Source organism: Georgenia sp. 311 (assembly GCF_006151955.1).
Classification (GTDB): Bacteria; Actinomycetota; Actinomycetes; order Actinomycetales; family Actinomycetaceae; genus Oceanitalea; species Oceanitalea wutianyii.
Genome location: NZ_VDFS01000001.1, coordinates 12,159 through 30,005, shown reverse-complemented (window position 1 = coordinate 30,005; position 17,847 = coordinate 12,159). Strand labels below are relative to the sequence as shown.

Genomic DNA, 17,847 nt, shown 5'->3' with positions numbered 1-17,847 from the left:
GCCAAACTGCCGCCCGCCCGGCGGGTCGTGGACCGCATCACGCGATGCACGCCCCTTGTGCTTCAGGTCACGACGTTTCGGACGATATGCCCCACTTCGGCACACGTCAAATCAAAAGTCGCCCTATGCGGCTCGGGTTCAGGATGCGCAACGCGTACCTTTGGTATAGGCCGAGACTTAGCGCGTCGTCGCGGTCAGGCCTTGGCGGCGACGACGTACCCGGCCGCGTCGTCGAGCGTGCGCGCGACCATCTCCCCCACGCCCCGGACCACGGCGTCGGCCGCCGCGAGCGCCGGCGAGGCAGCGAGCAGCCCGTCGACGGCGTCGAGCTCAGCCCGCGCCTGACGCACCACACGGTCGGGCGCCTCCGAGCGGGCGAGCTCCCGGCGCACGACCCGCGCCGTCCCCTCGTCGAGGTCGGGGCGCCCGACGTCCGCCGCGATCACCCGCCACACCGGCAGGGTGCGGGCGTGGAGCATGAGCGTCGTCGCCTTGCCCTCGCGCAGGTCCGACAGCGCGCTCTTCCCGGTGACCGACTCGGGGGCGAAGACGCCGAGGAGGTCGTCGACGAGCTGGAAGGCCTTGCCGAGGGCGAGGCCGACGGCCTCGACCTCGCCGCGCAGCGCGGGGGGCGCCCCGGCGAGGATCGCCCCGGCGCGCAGAGGGGCCTGGAAGGAGTAGAGGGCGGTCTTCTCGGCGGCGATCCGCAGGGCGTCGTCGAGCGAGACGTCCTGCAGGCCGAGCGCCGCGGCGACGTCGCCGAGCTCGCCGCCGACGCTGACGAACACCGTGTCCCAGAGCAGCTCCTGGAGACGGGCGTGGAGGTCGGGCGGGGCGGCGACGCCGGCGACGAGCCGGTGCGCCAGGGAGATGGCGAGATCGCCCGCGAGGACGGCGGAGGCCTCGGCCAGCTCCTCCGCCTGGAGGTCCGGCGCTCCCGCCTCGCGGGCGACCATCCCCATGCGGGCGGCGAGGTTGAGCTCGCCGCGGCGCATCGTGTCGTGGTCGATGAGGTCGTCGTGGACGAGGAAGCCCGCATGAAGCAGCTCGAAGGCCGCCCCGACCTGCGCGGCCGCCTCCCGCCGGGGGCCGCCGAGCGCGTCGTGGACCTCGACGACGAGCCTCCCGCGGAACCGCTTGCCGCCGCTCACGGCGCGGCCGAGCTCGTCCCACAGCCGCCGGTAGAGGACGCCGTGGCGCCCCGCCCGCGGGCCGACCTCGGCGAGCACCCGCTCGAGGACGGCACCCACCTCCTCACCCGCTGTCCGCACGGGGAGATGCGCGCCCGTCCCGGTCGCCAGTCCGCTACTGTCCACTCGTCCCTCCTCCCGGCCGCCACGACGCCACCGTTGGTCACCTCCACCGCGGTACACCGGCGCACCCGGGTAGGTTCAGGACAAGCGGACGATGTGTTACCGTCTTTTGTCAAGACGTGTCTCACACGGAAGACACTGCCTTACCTAACAGGGCAGAGTTCCGGCAGCCACAGGCGGTTGCCGTGCACATACGACGAGGTGATGTGATGTCCCAGGGTACTGCCGTCGACGGAACGCGAACCGGGGTCTGGTTCGTCGGGGCCCGCGGCTCGGTCGCCACCACGGCCACGCTCGGCACGCTCGCGATGAACGCGGGGCTCGCTCCCCGCACCGGACTCGTGAGCGAGCTCGAGCCCGTCGCCGTCGCCGGGCTCCCCCCGGTCGAGGGTCTGGTGACCGGCGGCCACGACGTCATCGAGACCCCGCTCGCGCACCGCGCGCAGGTCCTCGCGGACGGCGGGGTCTTCCCCCCGGCCCTCGTCGCCGCCCTCGGCGCCGAGCTCGCCGCGGCCGACTCGCGCATCCGTCTCGCGCCGCGCCGCGACACCCAGCGTGAGGCCGCCCAGGCGATCAGCGACGACATCCGCGCCTTCCGCGACGAGCACCGGCTCGACCGCGTCGTCGTCGTCGACGTCTCGAGCACCGAGCCGCCCGCCGAGTCCAAGCCCGAGCTCGACAACCTCGCCGCGCTCGAGTCCGCGCTCGACGCCGGATCGGCGCCGCTGCCGCAGAGCTCGCTCTACGCCTACGCCGCCTTCCGGGCCGGCTGCCCGCTCGTCTCCTTCACCCCGAGCCCGGGGGCCACCCTCGGCGCGCTCACCGAGCTCGCCAAGCAGCAGGCCCTGCCGTGGGCCGGGCGCGATGGCAAGACCGGCGAGACGCTCGTGAAGTCGGCGCTCGCCCCCATGTTCGCCACCCGCGCCCTGCGGGTGCGCTCCTGGGCGTCCTACAACATGCTCGGCGGCGGCGACGGCCGGACCCTCGCCGACCCGCGCGCCGCCGTGAGCAAGACGACGACGAAGGGCGCCGGCCTGGACGCCATGCTCGGCTACCACGTCGACGGCCCCATGCACATCGACTACGTCGAGGACCTCGGCGACTGGAAGACCGCGTGGGACAACGTCTCCTTCGAGGGCTTCCTCGGCACCCGGATGACGATGCAGTTCACCTGGGAGGGCTGCGACTCCGCGCTCGCCGCCCCGCTCGTCGTCGACCTCGTCCGGCTCACCGCCAAAGCGCACGAGCGCGGTGAGAACGGGGTCCTCGGCCCTCTGTCCTTCTTCTTCAAGGACCCGCTCGGCAGCATCGACCACACCCTCGCCGGGCAGTGGCGGGCGCTGACCCAGTGGTGCGAGCAGCTCGGCGCCCGGGCGTGACCACCGCCCGCGACCTCGCCGAGCTCGTCCGGCTGCCGGCTGCGCTCTCGGTGCCCGGCGACGCGCTCGCCGGCGCCGTCGCCGCCGGCGGGCCGGACCGGCGCACCCTGCCCCTCGCGGCGTCCTCGGTGTGCCTGTACTGGGCGGGCATGGCGCTCAACGACTACGCCGACCGCGACCTCGACGCCGTCGAGCGGCCCGAGCGGCCCATCCCCTCCGGGCGGGTGAGCCCGACGACGGCGCTACGGCTCGCGGGCGGGCTCACCGCCGCCGCCCTCGGGCTCGCCGCGTGCGGCGGGCGCCGCGCGCTGGCCGTCGCGGTCCCCCTCGCGGGCACCGTCTGGGCCTACGACCTGCTCGCCAAGCCCACCCCGCTCGGACCGGTCCTCATGGGCTCGGCCCGCGCCCTCGACGTCCTGCTCGGCGGCTCGGCCGACCCGCGCCGGGCGCTGCCCGCGGCCGCGGCGCTCGGTGCCCACACCGTCGCCGTCACCGCGCTCAGCCGCGGCGAGGTCCACGGCTCCACGCCCGCCGTCGCCGGCGCGGCCCTCGCCACGACCGGCGCGGTGGCCACCGCCGTCGTCGCTCGCGGCGTGCGCCCCCGGCGCCTGCTGCCCGGGCTGGCCACCGCCGCGCTCGCCGCGAGCTACGCCGCCACGGTCGGCCGCGCCCAGGCGGAGGCGGTCCGCACGCCCGACGCCGTGACCGTCCGCCGCGCCACCGGCACCGGCATCCGTGGGATGGTCCCGCTCCAGGCCGCGCTCGTCGCCGGGGGCGGGGCCGTCGCCGCCGCTCTCGCACTCACCGTCGCCGGCCCCGTGCTCCGCGCCGCCGCGAAGGGAATCTCACCGACATGACCATGCGCCTTTCCTACGGGACGAACGGCTTCACCGACCACCGCCTGCCCGACGCGCTGGAGATCATCGCCGAGCTGGGCTACGAGGGCGTCGCGCTCACCCTGGACCACCAGCACCTCGACCCCTTCTCCCCCGGGCTGGCCGAGCGCGTCGCGCAGACCGCGGCCCAGCTCGAGCGGCTGGGGCTCGGCGTCGTCGTCGAGACGGGCGCCCGCTACGTCCTGGACCCGTGGCGCAAGCACGAGCCGACGTTCCTGTCCGCCGAGGGTGCCGACCTGCGCGCCCGCCTCATCCACGACGCCGTCGACGTCGCCGTCGACCTCGGCGGTGACGCCGTCCACCTGTGGTCCGGCGCCCTGCCGCCCGGGACCTCCGAGGACGTCGCCTGGGAGCGGCTCGTCTCCGGCCTCGCGCCGGTGCTCGAGCACGCCGAGGAGGCCGGCGTCCGCCTCGCCTTCGAGCCCGAGCCGGGCATGTTCGTCAGCCGCCTCGACGGCGTCCGGGAGCTGCGCGCGCGGATGGGCGACCCCGCTGCACTCGTCGCGACCGTCGACGTCGGGCACGCCGTCGTCAACGAGGACCTGCCGCCGCACGAGTGCATCCGCGCCGCCGGCGACCTCGTCGCCCACGTCCAGATCGAGGACATGCGCCGCGGGGTGCACGAGCACCTCGAGTTCGGCGAGGGGGAGGTCGACGTCCCGGCGTCCCTGCGGGCCCTGCTCGACATCGGCTACGACGGCCTCGTCTCGGTCGAGCTCACCCGGCACGCCCACGACGCCCCCGCCGTCGCACGCCGCTCCATGGAGGCGCTGCGCACCGCCCTCGCGGCCGCCGAGGCCGCCGGTCCGTCCACCCCATCCGCCCACAGGAGCTGACATGAGCCGTACCCAGCAGCTGCGCGCCGACCTCGCCGAGCACCTCTCCCCGGCCGCGAGCGAGCGGCTGGAGCAGATGACCGCGCAGATCGCCGCCGACCCCACCGTCATCGGGCGCCTCTTCCCGGCCGCTGCGCGGGAGGTCGCCCGCGGTCCGCTGGACCCGGCGGACCGCAGCGGCCTGTACGGTCCCACCCTCGACGACGCCGTCCGCGGCGTCCTCGTCGCCGCGCTCCGCGAGGCGCTCGACGACGAGGAGGCGGCCCTGCGCGAGCTCACCGAGCTCTACCGCTTCGGCGACGGCGACGAGAAGCGCGCCGTGCTGCGCGCCCTCGACGGCCTGGGCACCGCTGCCCAGCCCCTCGTCGAGGACGGGCTGCGCACCAACGACATCCGCATCGTCGCCGCCGCCATGGGCGAGTGGTCCGGGCAGCGGCTCGACCCCGCCACCTGGCGCCAGGGCGTCCTCAAGTGCCTGTTCGTCGGCGTGCCCCTCGCGGCGGTCGACAGCCTCGGAGAGCGCACCGACGACGAGCTCGGCCGCATGGTCGCCGCCTACGCCCACGAGCGGCTCGCCGCCGGCCGCGCCGTGCCCGAGGACGTGCGCCTCGTCCTCGACCGCGTCCCCCACGTCCTGGACCAGTTCCCCGACGTCGCCGCCACCCTGCGGCCCACCGCCTGACCACCCCACCAGGAGCCCGCCATGCGCATCTTCGACCCGCACATCCACATGACGTCCCGCACGACGGACGACTACGAGGCCATGCACGCGGCCGGCGTGCGGGCCCTGGTCGAGCCGGCGTTCTGGCTCGGCCAGCCCCGCACCACCGTGGGCTCCTTCGTCGACTACTTCGACGCGCTCGTCGGCTGGGAGCGCTTCCGCGCCTCCCAGTTCGGCATCGCGCACCACGCGACGATCGCGCTCAACCCCAAGGAGGCCAACGACCCGCGCTGCCTCGGCGTGCTGGACGTGCTGCCCCGCTACCTCGCCAAGGACGGCGTCGTCGCCGTCGGCGAGGTCGGGTTCGACTCGATGACCGAGGCCGAGGAGCGGGTCTTCGCCCGCCAGCTCGAGCTCGCCGGCGAGTTCGGCCTGCCCGCCATGGTCCACACCCCCCACCGGGACAAGGCCGTCGGCACCCGCCGCACCCTCGACCTCGTCGCCGAGGTCGGCATCGAGCCCGGGATGGTCGTCGTCGACCACCTCAACGAGACCACCGTCGAGATGGTCGACGACGCCGGCGCCTGGCTCGCGTTCTCCATCTACCCCGACACGAAGATGGACGAGCACCGCCTCGTGCGCATCCTCCAGGAGCGCGGGCTGGACCGGGTGCTGGTGAACTCCGCCGCCGACTGGGGCCGCAGCGACCCGCTGAAGACGTACAAGACCGGCCAGGCGATGCTTGCCGCCGGCTTCACCGACGACGACGTCGACCGCGTGCTGTGGCGCAACCCGGTGGAGTTCTTCGGGCAGAGCGGGCGCCTCATGCTCGACTACGACACCACCGACCGGACGGCGGCGACCTTCGAGGGCAACTCGATCCTGCGCGGAGAGCGCACCGGGGCCTGACATGCGCCTGCGTCACCCGGACGGGACCGTCGTCCACCTCGCCTACTGCAGCAACGTCCACCCCGCGGAGGACCTCGCCGGGATCCACGACCAGCTCCGCCGCTTCGCCGGGCCGGTGCGCGCCGAGCTCGGCGTCGACCGGCTCGGCCTGGGGCTGTGGCTGCCGGCGCAGGCGGCCGGGCTGCTCGCCGCCGACAGGTCCGAGCTCGCGGCGCTGCGCCGCACGCTGGACGAGCAGGGCCTGGAGGTCGTCACGCTCAACGCCTTCCCCTACGGCGGCTTCCACGACCCGGTGGTCAAGCACCGCGTCTACCGGCCGGACTGGACCGAGCCCGAGCGCCTGGAGTTCACGCTCGACGCCGCGGCCGTGCTCGCCGGGCTGCTGCCCGAGGACGCCGTCCGCGGCAGCGTGAGCACCCTTCCGCTCGCATGGCACACGCCGTGGTCGCCCGAGCGGGCGGCCACGGCACGGGTGAACCTCGACCTGCTCGCCGACGGCCTGGCCCGGCTGCGTGACCGCACCGGACGCACCGTGCGGGTGGGCCTGGAGCCCGAGCCCGGCTGCGTCGTCGAGACGACGGCCCAGGCCGTCCGCGAGCTCGCCGGCATCGACACCGAGCACCTCGGGGTGTGCGTCGACACCGCGCACCTCGCCACGGTCTTCGAGGACCCCGCCGAGGCGATGGCTCGGCTCACCTCGGCGGGACTGCCCGTCGTCAAGGCGCAGGTGTCCGCCGCCCTCGACGTCGCGGACCCCGCCGACCCGGCCTCGCGCGCCGTCCTCGCCGAGTTCGTCGAGGACCGCTTCCTCCACCAGGTCCGCGAGCCCACCGCCGGCGGCGTCGTCGGGCGCGACGACCTGCCCGAGGCGCTCGGGGACGAGCCGCTGCCCGCCGAGGGGCCCTGGCGGGTGCACTTCCACCTGCCGCTGCACTCGGCCCCGCGCAGCCCGCTGGGCAGCACGACGGCCTCGCTCACCGCGTCGCTCGGGGCGCTCGTCGGCGGCCCGCGGCCCCTGACCGACCACCTCGAGGTGGAGACCTACACGTGGGCGGTCCTGCCGCCCGACCAGCGCCCGGCGGACGACGCCGGGCTCGTCGCGGGGATCGCGGCCGAGCTGCGGCACGCCCGCGGCGAGCTGCTCTCGCTCGGACTGGAGGACGCATGACCAAGGTGCTCGTACTCAACGTCGTCGCGCTGACCCCGCAGCTGCTCGAGCACATGCCGCGGCTGCGGCGCGTGGCCCGGCAGGGCTACCAGGCCCAGCTCGACACGGTGCTGCCCGCCGTCACGTGCACCGCCCAGTCCACCTACCTCACCGGTCTGCTGCCGAGCGAGCATGGCATCGTCGCCAACGGGTGGTACTTCCGCGACCTCGGCGACGTCCTGCTGTGGCGCCAGCACAGCGGTCTCGTCGAGGGCGAGCGCGTGTGGGAGACCATCCGCCGCCACCGCCCGGGCTACCGGGTCGCCAACGTGTGCTGGTGGTACGCCATGGGCGCCGACGTCGACACCACCGTGACCCCCCGGCCCGAGTACCACGCCGACGGGCGCAAGGAGCCCGACTGCTGGACCTGGCCGCCGTCCCTGCACGACGAGCTGGTCACCGAGCTCGGGCCCTTCCCGCTCTTCACCTTCTGGGGGCCGGGAGCGAACATCGAGTCCTCGAGGTGGATCGTCGGCGCGACCCGCAAGGTCATGCCCGACCACGACCTCACCCTCGCCTACATCCCGCACCTGGACTACGACCTCCAGCGCTTCGGGTCCTCCGGCCCCGAGGCCGTTCGGGCTGCGAAGGAGGTCGACGAGGCCCTCGCCCCCCTGCTCGACGACGCCGAGGCGCTCGGCGCGACCGTCGTCGTCCTGTCCGAGTACGGCATCACCGACGTCGACACGCCCGTCGACGTCAACCGGGCGCTGCGCCGCGCAGGGCTGCTGCACGTCCACCGCAACTCCACCGGCGAGCTCCTCGACCCCTGGACGTCACGCGCGTTCGCCGTCGCCGACCACCAGCTCGCGCACGTCTACGTCAAGGACCCGGCCGACGTGCCCGCGGTGCGCGAGCTGCTCGAGACGCTGCCCGGCGTCGAGCAGGTGCTCGACGAGGAGGGCAAGCGGGCCAACGGCCTGGACCACCCGCGCTCCGGGGAGCTCGTGCTCGTCGCCGAGCCGCGCGCGTGGTTCACGTACTACTACTGGCTCGAGGATCGTCATGCCCCGGACTTCGCCCGGCTCGTGGAGATCCACAAGAAGCCGGGCTACGACCCCGTCGAGCTGTTCATGGACCCGGAGGACAGGTTCGTCAAGCTCCGGGCGGGCAAGGCCCTGCTGCGCAAGAAGCTCGGGATGCGCTACCTCATGGACGTCGTGCCGCTCGACCCGGCCCCGCTGCGCGGCAGCCACGGGCGCCTGCCCGACTCCCCGGAGGCCGGCCCGGTGCTCCTGTGCAGCGACCCGGCGACCGCGACGTCCCACGTCCGCGCCACCGAGGTCCGCGACCTCCTCCTCCGCCTCGCCGACGTCCCCACCCCCTGACCCCCATCCCCCGCGACAGCCGACTTCCGCCCGACAGCCGAGTTCCGCACGACAGCCGAGTTCCGCACGACAGCCGAGTTGGTCGCGACAGCAGACTTCTGCGCGACAGCCGGGTTGGTCGCGACAGCCGACTTCTGCGCGACAGCCGAGTTCCGCACGACAGCCGACTTCCGCACTAACACCGACCGGTCGACGTCCGCGCACGCCTCAGCGTGGGAATTCCACTCGTCGCGCATGCCGATGACAGTTCCCCCGGGCAGACAGAACTCCGCTCTCGCGAGCAACTCCGCTCTCGTGCGGAAGTCCGCTCTCGCGAGCAACTCGGCTCTCGTGCGGAAGTCCGCTCTCGCGAGCAACTCGGCTCTCGTGCGGAAGTCCGCTCTCGTGCGGAAGTCCGCTCTCGCGAGAAAGTCGGCTCTCGCGGAGGGTCAGGGGACGTCGGCCTGGACGAGGGTGCCGGTGCCGGCGATGGTGAGGGGACCGTCGTCGGCACGGACGAACGCGGCGTGCCCCCGGTCGAGGGTGAGGCCGCGGGTCTCCCCGCTCACCGCGAGCGAGCCCTCGAGGCACAGGAGCACCCGCGGGCCACGGCCCGGCAGGGGACGCGGGCCGTCGGCGCAGTCGCCCTCGGCCAGGGTCGTCACCGACAGCTCGAAGTCGTCCACCGGCGCGTAGAACACCCGGGTCGCCCCGTGGAACACCTCCGGCGCGATGCGGATCGGCGGTGCGGCCACGTAGTCGACGCAGTCGAGCACCTCGGCGACGTCGACGTGCTTGCTCGTCAGCCCGGCCCGCAGGACGTTGTCCGAGGAGGCCATGACCTCGACGCCGAGCCCGGACAGGTAGGCGTGCACGCCGCCGGCCGGGACGAACAGCGAGTCCCCGGGCTGCAGGGTCACCGGGTTGAGGAGCAGGGAGGCGACGACGCCGGGGTCGTGCGGGTACTCCTCGGCCAGCCGGCAGACGATGCCGTCGGCGCGCGGTGACGGCGAGCCCTGCGCGGCCCGTTCCCGGCAGGCCGCGACCACCTGCTCGACCTCCTCCGGCCCGGGGCGGGTGGACTCGTGGAGCAGCGCGGTGAACGCGGTGCGCATGCCCGACGGCGTCGGGTCGGCGCGCAGCGCCGTGTGCAGGGACCGCGCCACGGGGGCGTCGAGGCCGGCGAGCAGCTCGGCGGCCCGCCGCGGCGCGCGGAAGCCGCACAGCGCCTCGAACGTCGTGAGCGCGAAGACGAGCTCGGGCTTGTGGTTCGGGTCGCGGTAGTTGCGCACGGGCGAGTCGAGGGCGACGCCGGCGGCGTTCTCCGCGGCGAAGCGCTCCTGGGCGCGCCGCAGGTCGGGGTGCACCTGGAGGGACAGCGGCCGCTGCGGGGCGATGAGCTTGAGGAGGTAGGGCAGCTGGGGGCCGAAGCGGGCCAGGACGTCGTACCCCAGGGTGCCCTCGGGGTCCTCGGTGATGAGCGACCGGAGGTCCGAGCCGTCCTCCGCCGTCCGTGCCGGGGCGGAGGGGTGGGCCCCGAACCAGAGCTCGGCGAGAGGTGTGCCGTCCGGCTCGCTGCCCACGAGATCGTGGATCGCCGACGCCGAACCCCACGCGTACGCCCGGGGCACGCCGAACACTCGCCGCATCTGTCACACCTCTCCCACGGCAGGCGGTCGCCGTGCCGGTCCGCCTACCGTAACGGGCGGGCTGGAGGAAAGGGCTGAGGCCCTCTCAGGCGCGGCTCAGGAGCAGCTGCGGGCGAAGCGCTGGGTGTTGTAGATGCGGCCGTTGTCCGCCTGGACGCTGCCGATGGCGATGAAGCGGTTCTCCGGGGCGAGGATGTTGGCCCGGTGGCCCGGGGAGTTCATGTACTCACGCAGGACCGCCGCGGGGTCGGTGGCGAAGCCGCTCGTGCCCCAGAAGATGTTCTCCGCCGAGGCGTCACAGCCCGCGGCCCGGCCGTCGGAGCTGATGGTCGTGCCGGTCGCGTGCTCGAAGCTGCCGGTGCGCGCCATCCACCTCGAGTGCTCCAGGGCGCCCTCGCGAAGGAGCGGCCAGGCCTGCGCGGGCGCGACGCCGGCGCGGCGCCGCTCGGCGTTGACGAGGTCGACCATCTCGGCGTCGAAGGAGGTGAGGCCGCCCTGGCCGGCGCTCTGCGCCGCGCGGCGGATGCCGAGCGTCGCGGCGCCGTCACCGTTCCAGTCGCCCACGAGGACGGCGTCGTCCTCGCGCCCGAAGGCCAGCACCCGGTCGGCCCCGCCGCCCGCGATCCGGTTCTTCAGGTAGTAGGCGCTGCCGCGGCGCACCCCGAGGGTGTCGCGGCCGTCGCCGTTCCAGTCCCCGACGAGGACGTCGTCGCCGGCGCGCCCGTAGGGCACGGTGTGGTCGGCCCGCCCGCCGGAGAGGGAGTTCTTCAGGTGGTAGACGTTGCCGCGGCGCACCCCGAGGGTGTCGCGGCCGTCGCCGTCCCAGTCCCCGACGAGGACCTCGTCACCCGGGTTGCCGTAGACGACGACCCGGTCCGCGCCGCCGCCGCCGAGGGAGTTCTTCACGTGGTAGACGTTGCCGCGGCGCACGGCCGGGGTGTCGACGCCGTCGCCGTCCCAGTCGCCCATGAGGACGGTGTCGCCGGGGCGCCCGTAGGTGACGACGCGGTCGGCCGAGCCGCCGGAGAGGGTGTTGGCGAAGTAGTAGGTGGCGCCGCGACGGACGGCCAGCGTGTCCTCGCCGTCGCCGTCCCAGTCGCCGACGTAGACGCGGTCTCCGGCGCGCCCGTAGGCCACGGTCTCGTCGGTGCGCGAGCTCCAGCCGTCGGTGAGGTGGTAGACGCTGCCGCTGCCTCCGACCTCACCGCCCTTGGCGTTCGCCGGCGCTCCGAGGAGCGTCAGTGCCGTCACCGTTCCGACCACGAGCGCAGTGCGTCGCGCACCCATCGGTTCCCCCGTTCGTTCCGCCCGGTACGGCCTGTCCTGGCCGAGCAACAAGCCTAGGCGGCCGGGAGGGACGTGGCATCCCGCCTGATCAGCGGCTCAGGCGAGGACCTCGGGGGCCGCCACGGTCCACCGCTCGGCCCAGTGGCCGATGGGCTCGACACCGGCGAGCAGCAGCGCCTCGTGGCCCAGCACCGAGTACGACGGGCGCGGGGCGGGCCGCTTGAAGTCCGCCGCGGTCGTCGGGCTCACCATGGCCGGGTCCTTGCCGAGGGTGCGGACGATCTCCTCGGTGAAGCCGAACCACGACGTCTCACCGGAGGAGGTCCCGTGGTACGTCCCGGACGGCGCGTCGGCCTCGACGAGCCGCACGAGCAGGTCGGCGAGGTCCGCCGTCCACGTCGGCTGGCCGACCTCGTCGGCGACGACGGTCAGCGCGTCCCGCTCGGCGGCCAGGCGGGCCATCGTCTTGGGGAAGCACTTGCCGTGGGCGCCGTAGAGCCACGCGGTGCGCACGATGAGGTGGTCGGGGCACTCGGCGCGCACGGCCCACTCCCCCGCGGCCTTGGTGCGCCCGTAGGCCGAGCGCGGGGCGATGGCCGCGGACTCCGCGTAGGGCCGGGTGGCGTCACCGGCGAAGACGTAGTCGGTGGAGATCTGCACCATCCGGGCGCCGGCGAGGCGCGCGGCCCGGGCGAGCAGCTGGGGGGCGACGGCGTTGAGGGCGAAGGCCGCGGCCTCCTTCTCCTCGGCGTCGTCCACGGCGGTCCACGCGGCGCAGTTGACGACGACGTCGACGTCGCGCACCTGCTCGGCCACCTGGGCGGGGTCGGTGACGTCGAGCTCCTCACGGTCGGCGGCGACGACGTGCGCGCCGCGGCTGCGCAGGAGGTCACACACGTCGGTGCCCAGCATTCCCGCGGCTCCGGCCACCAGCCACCGCGTACCCTCGATGTTCACCCGGACAGCCTAGTGGGCGGGCGCCGGGCACGCCGCCCGCCCACGTCCACGTCCACGTCCACGGCTCAGCCGAGGCGGCGCACCCCGATGCCGTCGACGCCGTCGCCGTCCCAGTCGCCGACGAGCGACGCGTCGGCCGGGCGGCCGAACTCGAAGACGCTGTTCGCCTCCCCGCCCGCGAGCCGGTTGTTGACGTAGTAGCTGCGCCCGCGGCGCACCGTGATGGTGTCCTTGCCGTCGCCGTCCCAGTCGCCGACGAGGACGAGGTCGGAGTCGCGGCCGTAGCGGAAGACGTGGTCGGCCTCGCCCCCGGACATCGAGTTCTTCACGTGGTAGACGCTGTAGCGGCGCACGGCGAAGGTGTCCTTGCCGTCCCCGTTCCAGTCCCCGACGAGCACCCGGTCACGCTCGCGGCCGTAGACGATGACCTGGTCGGCCGGGCCGCCGCTCAGCGAGTTCTTCACGTGGTACTCCCGGCCGCGGCGCACCGCGAGGGTGTCCTTGCCGTCCCCGTTCCAGTCCCCGACGAGGACGTCATCGCCCGCGCGCCCGTAGACGACGACGGAGGAGGGGGTGGACCCGTGGTCGTCGTAGAACTCGTAGCGGCTGCCGCGGCGCACCGCGACGGTGTCGACGCCGTCGCCGTCCCAGTCGCCGACGAGCAGGGTGTCGGCCGACCGGCCGCGCGGGTAGGACAGGTCCGCCCCGCCGCCGGTGGCGACGTTCCTGAGGTGGACGGTGCTCGGCCGCCCGCCCAGGGCCGAGACGCGGCGGGCGACGTCGTCGAGGAGGGCGGGGATGCGCGCGTAGATGTCGTCGCCGGGACAGGTGGTGGCGTCGACGTCGCGGTGGGCGAAGACGCGCGGGAGCTGCTGCCCGGCGGGGCGGGCGTAGGTGCCCGGGGAGCGGTAGCCGCTGGCCGTCCGCACCTCGATGCCGGCGTCGGCGAACTTCCACGCGATGACCTCGGCCATGCGTGTCATGACGAGGTCGGGGGCACGCACGCGCGTGTAGTCCCCGATGACGGAGATGCCGAGCGTGCCGTCGTTGAAGCCGCGGGCGTGACCGCCCTCGGCCATGAGGCCGTAGGGCGCGGCGAGGGTGCCGTTGCGGCCCTCGAAGACCTGGCCGTACTTGTCGACGAGGAAGTTGTAGCCGATGTCTCCCCAGCCGCGGCTCGTCGAGTGGTAGTGGTAGATGCCCCGGACGATGCCGGCGGACTGCGCCGCGGTGTAGTCGTTGGAGCCGGCGGTGTGGTGGACGACGGCGGCGCGCAGCTCGTAGAAGTCCGGCGTCCAGGCGGGGGTGGAGTAGCCGGCGCCCCACCCGGAGCGGGGCACGACGCTCGGCGCGCCCGCCGTGGCGGCGAGCACCCCGAAGGTCGGGGCGGCGGCCTCGGTCTGCGCGGCCGACGCCGGGCCCGACGCGGTGGCCGTCGCGGTCGCCGAGGAGGCGACGCGTCGGGTCAGCTCGGCGGCCGCGGGCGCGGAGTCGGCGACGACCTCCTCGTCGGTGGGCTCCGGCGGGATGAGGTGGACGCGCAGGTCCTGGGGCAGGGTGCCGTCACCGCCGTCGAGCCGGAGCTGGACCCCGGTGGCCCCGCCGACGACGTACGGCTCGGTCCCCCCGACGTCCTCCCCGTCGACCACCTCGGTGTCGAGCTCGGTCCACGACGTCCACCCCTCCCCGGAGCGGACGCGGATGGAGATCCTCTCGTCGGGCTCCTGCCCGCCGGCCCAGGTGACGCCGGCGACGTAGAACTCCGGCGCCTCGAGCTCGGGGGTGAGGACCGAGCTGCCGGCGCGCAGGTCAGCCACCGTCCGCGCGAGGTCGGTGGGCCGTCCGTCGTCGTCGGTGAGCTGGAGGACGGCGACGTCGCGGGCGGCGTCGCCGGGTGCCGGACCGCCTCCGGGCGCCGCGAGGGCGGCGGGAGCCGCGGCCCCGACGATGAGAGCACCGGCTGCCGTGCCGGCGACGACGAGGCGCGCTCCACGGGACGTCATGCGTCGAATCTACCGGCTTGTCCGGTTCGGCGACGGGTGGCGTGTTGCCCCCGGCGGCAAAACGGCGGCCGTTGGTCTCCCCGCGATGGGACCGCCGCTCGCTAGGGTGAGCCCATGCAGATTTCGGTGATCGGTTGTGGCTACCTGGGTGCGGTGCACGCGGCGTCGATGGCAGAGCTTGGTCATGACGTCGTCGGCATCGACGTCGACGAGACCAAGGTGGCCCTCCTCGCACAGGGCAAGGCCCCGTTCCACGAGCCCGGCTTCGCGGACATCCTCGAGCGCAACGTCGCGGCGGGCCGGCTGCGGTTCTCCACCGACATGACCGAGGTGGCCGGCGCCGCGGTCCACTTCATCGGCGTGGGCACCCCGCAGCAGGAGGGCTCCTACGCGGCGGACATGTCCCAGGTCAACGGCTCGGTCGCGGCCCTGCTGCCGCACCTTGCGCCCACCGAGGCCGGCGCGCCCGTCGTCGTCGGCAAGTCGACCGTGCCGGTGGGCACGGCGGCCGGCATCGCCGCCCAGGTCGAGGCGGCCGGTGGCGTGCTCGTGTGGAACCCCGAGTTCCTCCGTGAGGGCTTCGCCGTCCAGGACACCATCTCCCCCGACCGCATGGTCTACGGCCTGCCCGCAGATCCGCAGGCCGCCGCGCACGGCCAGGCGCTGCTCGACGAGGTGTACGACGACCTCATCAACCGCCAGCAGATCCCGCGCCTGCTCACCGACTACCCGACCGCCGAGCTCGTCAAGGTGGCCGCGAACTCCTTCCTCGCGACGAAGATCTCCTTCATCAACGCGATGGCCGAGCTGTGCGAGGCCACCGGTGCCGACGTCACCCAGCTCGCCCAGGCCATCGGCCACGACGACCGCATCGGGTCGAAGTTCCTGCGCGCCGGCGTGGGCTTCGGCGGCGGCTGCCTGCCCAAGGACATCCGGGCGTTCATGGCCCGCGCCGAGGAGCTCGGCGTCGACGAGGCGCTCGGCTTCCTGCGCGAGGTCGACTCGATCAACGACCGGCGCCGTGACCACGTCATCACCCTGGCCACCGACCTGCTGGGCGGGCAGCTCGACGGCGCGAACGTCGCCGTCCTCGGGGCGGCGTTCAAGCCGGACACCGACGACATGCGCAACTCCCCCGCGCTCGACATCGCCCACCGGCTGGCGACCGCCGGCGCCCGGGTCACCGTCACCGACCCGCAGGCCGGCCCCGTGCTCGCCGGCCAGGACCACCACGACTTCACCGTCGCCCCCACCGCCCACGAGGCGATGACGGGCGCGGACCTCGTCCTGCTGCTCACCGAGTGGCGGGAGTTCAGCGAGCTCGACCCCGCGGCGACCGTGTCCCTGCCGAACCGGCCCGCTATCATCGACGGCCGCAACGTCCTGGACCCCGCCCAGTGGCGCGCAGCCGGCTGGACCTATCACGGCATGGGCCGTCCCTGACGCACACTAGGGGCACGTCCGTCATCAACGACAAGGAGCAGCCAGTGCACGTGCTGGTCACCGGAGGCGCCGGGTTCATCGGAGCCAACTTCGTCCACCAGACCGTCGCCGAGCGTCCTGACGCCCGCGTGACGGTCCTGGACAAGTTCACCTACGCGGCCAACCGGGAGTCCCTGGCCGGCCTGGACATCGAGATCGTCGAGGGCGACGTCGCCGACCGCGACGTCGTCGACCCGCTCGTCGAGGCGGCCGACGTCGTCGTCCACTTCGCGGCGGAGTCGCACAACGACAACTCGCTCAACGACCCGTGGCCGTTCGTCCAGACGAACCTCATCGGGACGTACACGGTGCTCGAGGCGGTGCGCCGTCACGGCACCCGCCTGCACCACATCTCGACCGACGAGGTGTACGGCGACCTCGAGCTCGACGACCCGGCGAAGTTCACCGCGTCCACGCCGTACAACCCCTCCTCCCCGTACTCCTCGACCAAGGCCGGCTCGGACATGCTCGTCCGCGCGTGGGTGCGGTCCTTCGGGGTGGAGGCGACGCTGTCGAACTGCTCGAACAACTACGGGCCGTACCAGCACATCGAGAAGTTCATCCCCCGCCAGATCACCAACGTGCTCGACGGCCGGCGTCCCAAGCTCTACGGCGCCGGGCTCAACGTGCGTGACTGGATCCACGTCGCGGACCACAACTCCGCGGTGTGGCGGATCATCGACGCCGGTCAGCTCGGGCGCACCTACCTCATCGGCGCCGACGGCGAGATGAACAACAAGGCCGTCGTCGAGCTCATCCTCGAGCTGCTCGGGCGCGACCCGCAGGACTACGACCACGTCGCGGACCGTCCGGGCCACGACCTGCGCTACGCGATCGACGCCACCCCGCTGCGCGAGGAGCTCGGCTGGGAGCCGCGGTTCCGCGACTTCCGCGCCGGGCTGGCCGACACCATCGAGTGGTACCGCGCCAACGAGGCGTGGTGGCGCCCGCAGAAGGACGCCGTCGAGGCCAAGTACGCCAAGACCGGCCAGTAGGCCGAGCACGCCGACGGCGCCGGGTCGCAGCTCCTGCGGCCCGGCGCCGTTCGCGTCCCCCGGCCCGGGCCCCCGCCCTCTGCCACAATGGGCCGGTGCCCGAGCTGCCCGAGGTGCAGGCCCTGGCGCAGGTGCTCGCCACCCGTGCCACCGGCCAGGTGGTGCGCGCCGTCCACGTGACGAGCTTCCCGGCGCTCAAGACCTACGACCCGCCGCCGACGGCGCTCGTGGGCGCGGCCGTCACCGGGGTGGGGCGCCACGGCAAGTGGCTCGACGTCGTCACGTCCGGTCCCGACGGCGAGGTCCACCTCGTCCTCCACCTCGCCCGGGCGGGCTGGCTGCGGTGGCACGACACACCGCCCGAGGGGATGCCGCGGGCCGGACGGTCCGGGCTGGCGGCGCGCGTCGTGCTCGACGCCGGCGCGTTCGACCTCACCGAGGCCGGCACGAAGAAGAGCCTGGCCATCCACGTCGTGCGCGACCCCCGCGAGGTCGAGCGGATCGCCACGCTCGGTGTCGAGCCGCTGTCCCCGGACTTCACCCGGCCGGCCCTGGACGGCCTGCTCGACGCGCGCAACCAGCAGGTCAAGGGCCTGCTGCGGGACCAGGGCGCGATCGCCGGGATCGGCAACGCCTACTCCGACGAGATCCTCCACGCCGCCCGGCTCAGCCCCTTCGCCCTCACCCGGACGCTCGACGAGGAGGCCCGCGAGCGCCTGTTCACCGCCGTCACCGCCGTGCTCACGGCCGCGATCGAGGCGTCGGTGGGCAAGGACGCGCGGGACCTCAAGGACGTCAAGCGCTCGGGGATGGCCGTGCACGGGCGCACCGGCCAGGCGTGCCCGGTGTGCGGGGACACCGTGGCCGAGGTGTCCTTCGCCGACTCGTCCCTGCAGTACTGCCCCACCTGCCAGACGGGCGGCAAGAAGCTCGCCGACCGCCGCATGTCCAAGCTCCTCCGTTGAC

Annotated in this window: 15 protein-coding genes; 10 read left to right on the top strand and 5 right to left on the bottom strand. The window is 74.0% G+C overall.

Annotated features, from left to right (window positions below; translation table 11 throughout):
- Window positions 1–194 precede the first annotated feature (194 nt).
- Entirely contained in the window at window positions 195–1,250 is a 1,056-nt protein-coding gene (locus tag FHE66_RS00120; protein ID WP_168202635.1) for a polyprenyl synthetase family protein, read from the bottom strand.
- Window positions 1,251–1,522: 272 nt separating this feature from the next.
- Between FHE66_RS00120 and FHE66_RS00115 the strand changes: the two genes are divergently transcribed.
- From FHE66_RS00115 to FHE66_RS00085, 7 genes are read left to right on the top strand one after another with little or no spacing between them, the layout of a single operon-like run.
- Window positions 1,523–2,692, top strand: coding sequence for an inositol-3-phosphate synthase (locus FHE66_RS00115; protein WP_139070960.1), 1,170 nt, complete (start codon window positions 1,523–1,525; stop codon window positions 2,690–2,692).
- Window positions 2,689–3,549: an SCO3242 family prenyltransferase gene (locus FHE66_RS00110; protein WP_139070959.1), complete on the top strand. Its 861-nt coding sequence runs from the start codon at window positions 2,689–2,691 to the stop codon at window positions 3,547–3,549. Before FHE66_RS00115 ends, FHE66_RS00110 begins: the two co-directional genes overlap by 4 nt.
- Entirely contained in the window at window positions 3,546–4,424 is an 879-nt protein-coding gene (locus FHE66_RS00105; RefSeq protein ID WP_176554582.1) for a sugar phosphate isomerase/epimerase, read from the top strand. The genes FHE66_RS00110 and FHE66_RS00105 overlap by 4 nt, the downstream gene beginning before the upstream one ends.
- 1 nt (window position 4,425) lies before the next feature.
- Window positions 4,426–5,106 (top strand): EboA domain-containing protein, encoded by a 681-nt coding sequence (locus FHE66_RS00100; protein WP_139070958.1) that lies wholly within the window; start codon window positions 4,426–4,428, stop codon window positions 5,104–5,106.
- Between the two features lie 21 nt (window positions 5,107–5,127).
- Window positions 5,128–5,994, top strand: a complete 867-nt coding sequence (locus FHE66_RS00095; RefSeq protein ID WP_139070957.1) for a TatD family hydrolase — start codon at window positions 5,128–5,130, stop codon at window positions 5,992–5,994.
- 1 nt (window position 5,995) lies between these two features.
- Window positions 5,996–7,162 (top strand): metabolite traffic protein EboE, encoded by a 1,167-nt coding sequence (gene eboE / locus FHE66_RS00090; protein WP_139070956.1) that lies wholly within the window; start codon window positions 5,996–5,998, stop codon window positions 7,160–7,162.
- Window positions 7,159–8,529, top strand: a complete 1,371-nt coding sequence (locus FHE66_RS00085; RefSeq protein ID WP_139070955.1) for an alkaline phosphatase family protein — start codon at window positions 7,159–7,161, stop codon at window positions 8,527–8,529. Before eboE ends, FHE66_RS00085 begins: the two co-directional genes overlap by 4 nt.
- Before the next feature lie 428 nt (window positions 8,530–8,957).
- Here the strand turns inward: FHE66_RS00085 and manA are convergent, their stop codons facing one another.
- From manA to FHE66_RS00065, 4 genes are all read right to left on the bottom strand, one after another.
- Window positions 8,958–10,157, bottom strand: a complete 1,200-nt coding sequence (gene manA / locus FHE66_RS00080) for a mannose-6-phosphate isomerase, class I (RefSeq protein ID WP_139070954.1) — start codon at window positions 10,155–10,157, stop codon at window positions 8,958–8,960.
- A 96-nt stretch (window positions 10,158–10,253) separates the two neighbouring features.
- The gene (locus FHE66_RS00075; protein WP_139070953.1) at window positions 10,254–11,408 is read right to left on the bottom strand and encodes a CAP domain-containing protein; all 1,155 of its coding nucleotides are present in this window, start codon (window positions 11,406–11,408) and stop codon (window positions 10,254–10,256) included.
- Window positions 11,409–11,540: 132 nt separating this feature from the next.
- Window positions 11,541–12,401 (bottom strand): dTDP-4-dehydrorhamnose reductase, encoded by an 861-nt coding sequence (rfbD, locus tag FHE66_RS00070; RefSeq protein WP_255303545.1) that lies wholly within the window; start codon window positions 12,399–12,401, stop codon window positions 11,541–11,543.
- A gap of 65 nt (window positions 12,402–12,466) precedes the next feature.
- Window positions 12,467–14,404 carry an N-acetylmuramoyl-L-alanine amidase gene (locus FHE66_RS00065; protein WP_139070952.1) on the bottom strand — a complete coding sequence of 646 codons (1,938 nt, stop codon included), beginning with the start codon at window positions 14,402–14,404 and terminating at the stop codon, window positions 12,467–12,469.
- Between the two features lie 114 nt (window positions 14,405–14,518).
- Between FHE66_RS00065 and FHE66_RS00060 the strand changes: the two genes are divergently transcribed.
- From FHE66_RS00060 to FHE66_RS00050, 3 genes are all read left to right on the top strand, one after another.
- The gene (locus FHE66_RS00060) at window positions 14,519–15,847 is read left to right on the top strand and encodes a UDP-glucose/GDP-mannose dehydrogenase family protein (RefSeq protein WP_139070951.1); all 1,329 of its coding nucleotides are present in this window, start codon (window positions 14,519–14,521) and stop codon (window positions 15,845–15,847) included.
- Between the two features lie 44 nt (window positions 15,848–15,891).
- Entirely contained in the window at window positions 15,892–16,881 is a 990-nt protein-coding gene (gene rfbB / locus FHE66_RS00055; RefSeq protein ID WP_139070950.1) for a dTDP-glucose 4,6-dehydratase, read from the top strand.
- A gap of 95 nt (window positions 16,882–16,976) precedes the next feature.
- Window positions 16,977–17,846 carry an Fpg/Nei family DNA glycosylase gene (locus FHE66_RS00050; protein WP_139070949.1) on the top strand — a complete coding sequence of 290 codons (870 nt, stop codon included), beginning with the start codon at window positions 16,977–16,979 and terminating at the stop codon, window positions 17,844–17,846.
- Window position 17,847: the final 1 nt, after the last annotated feature.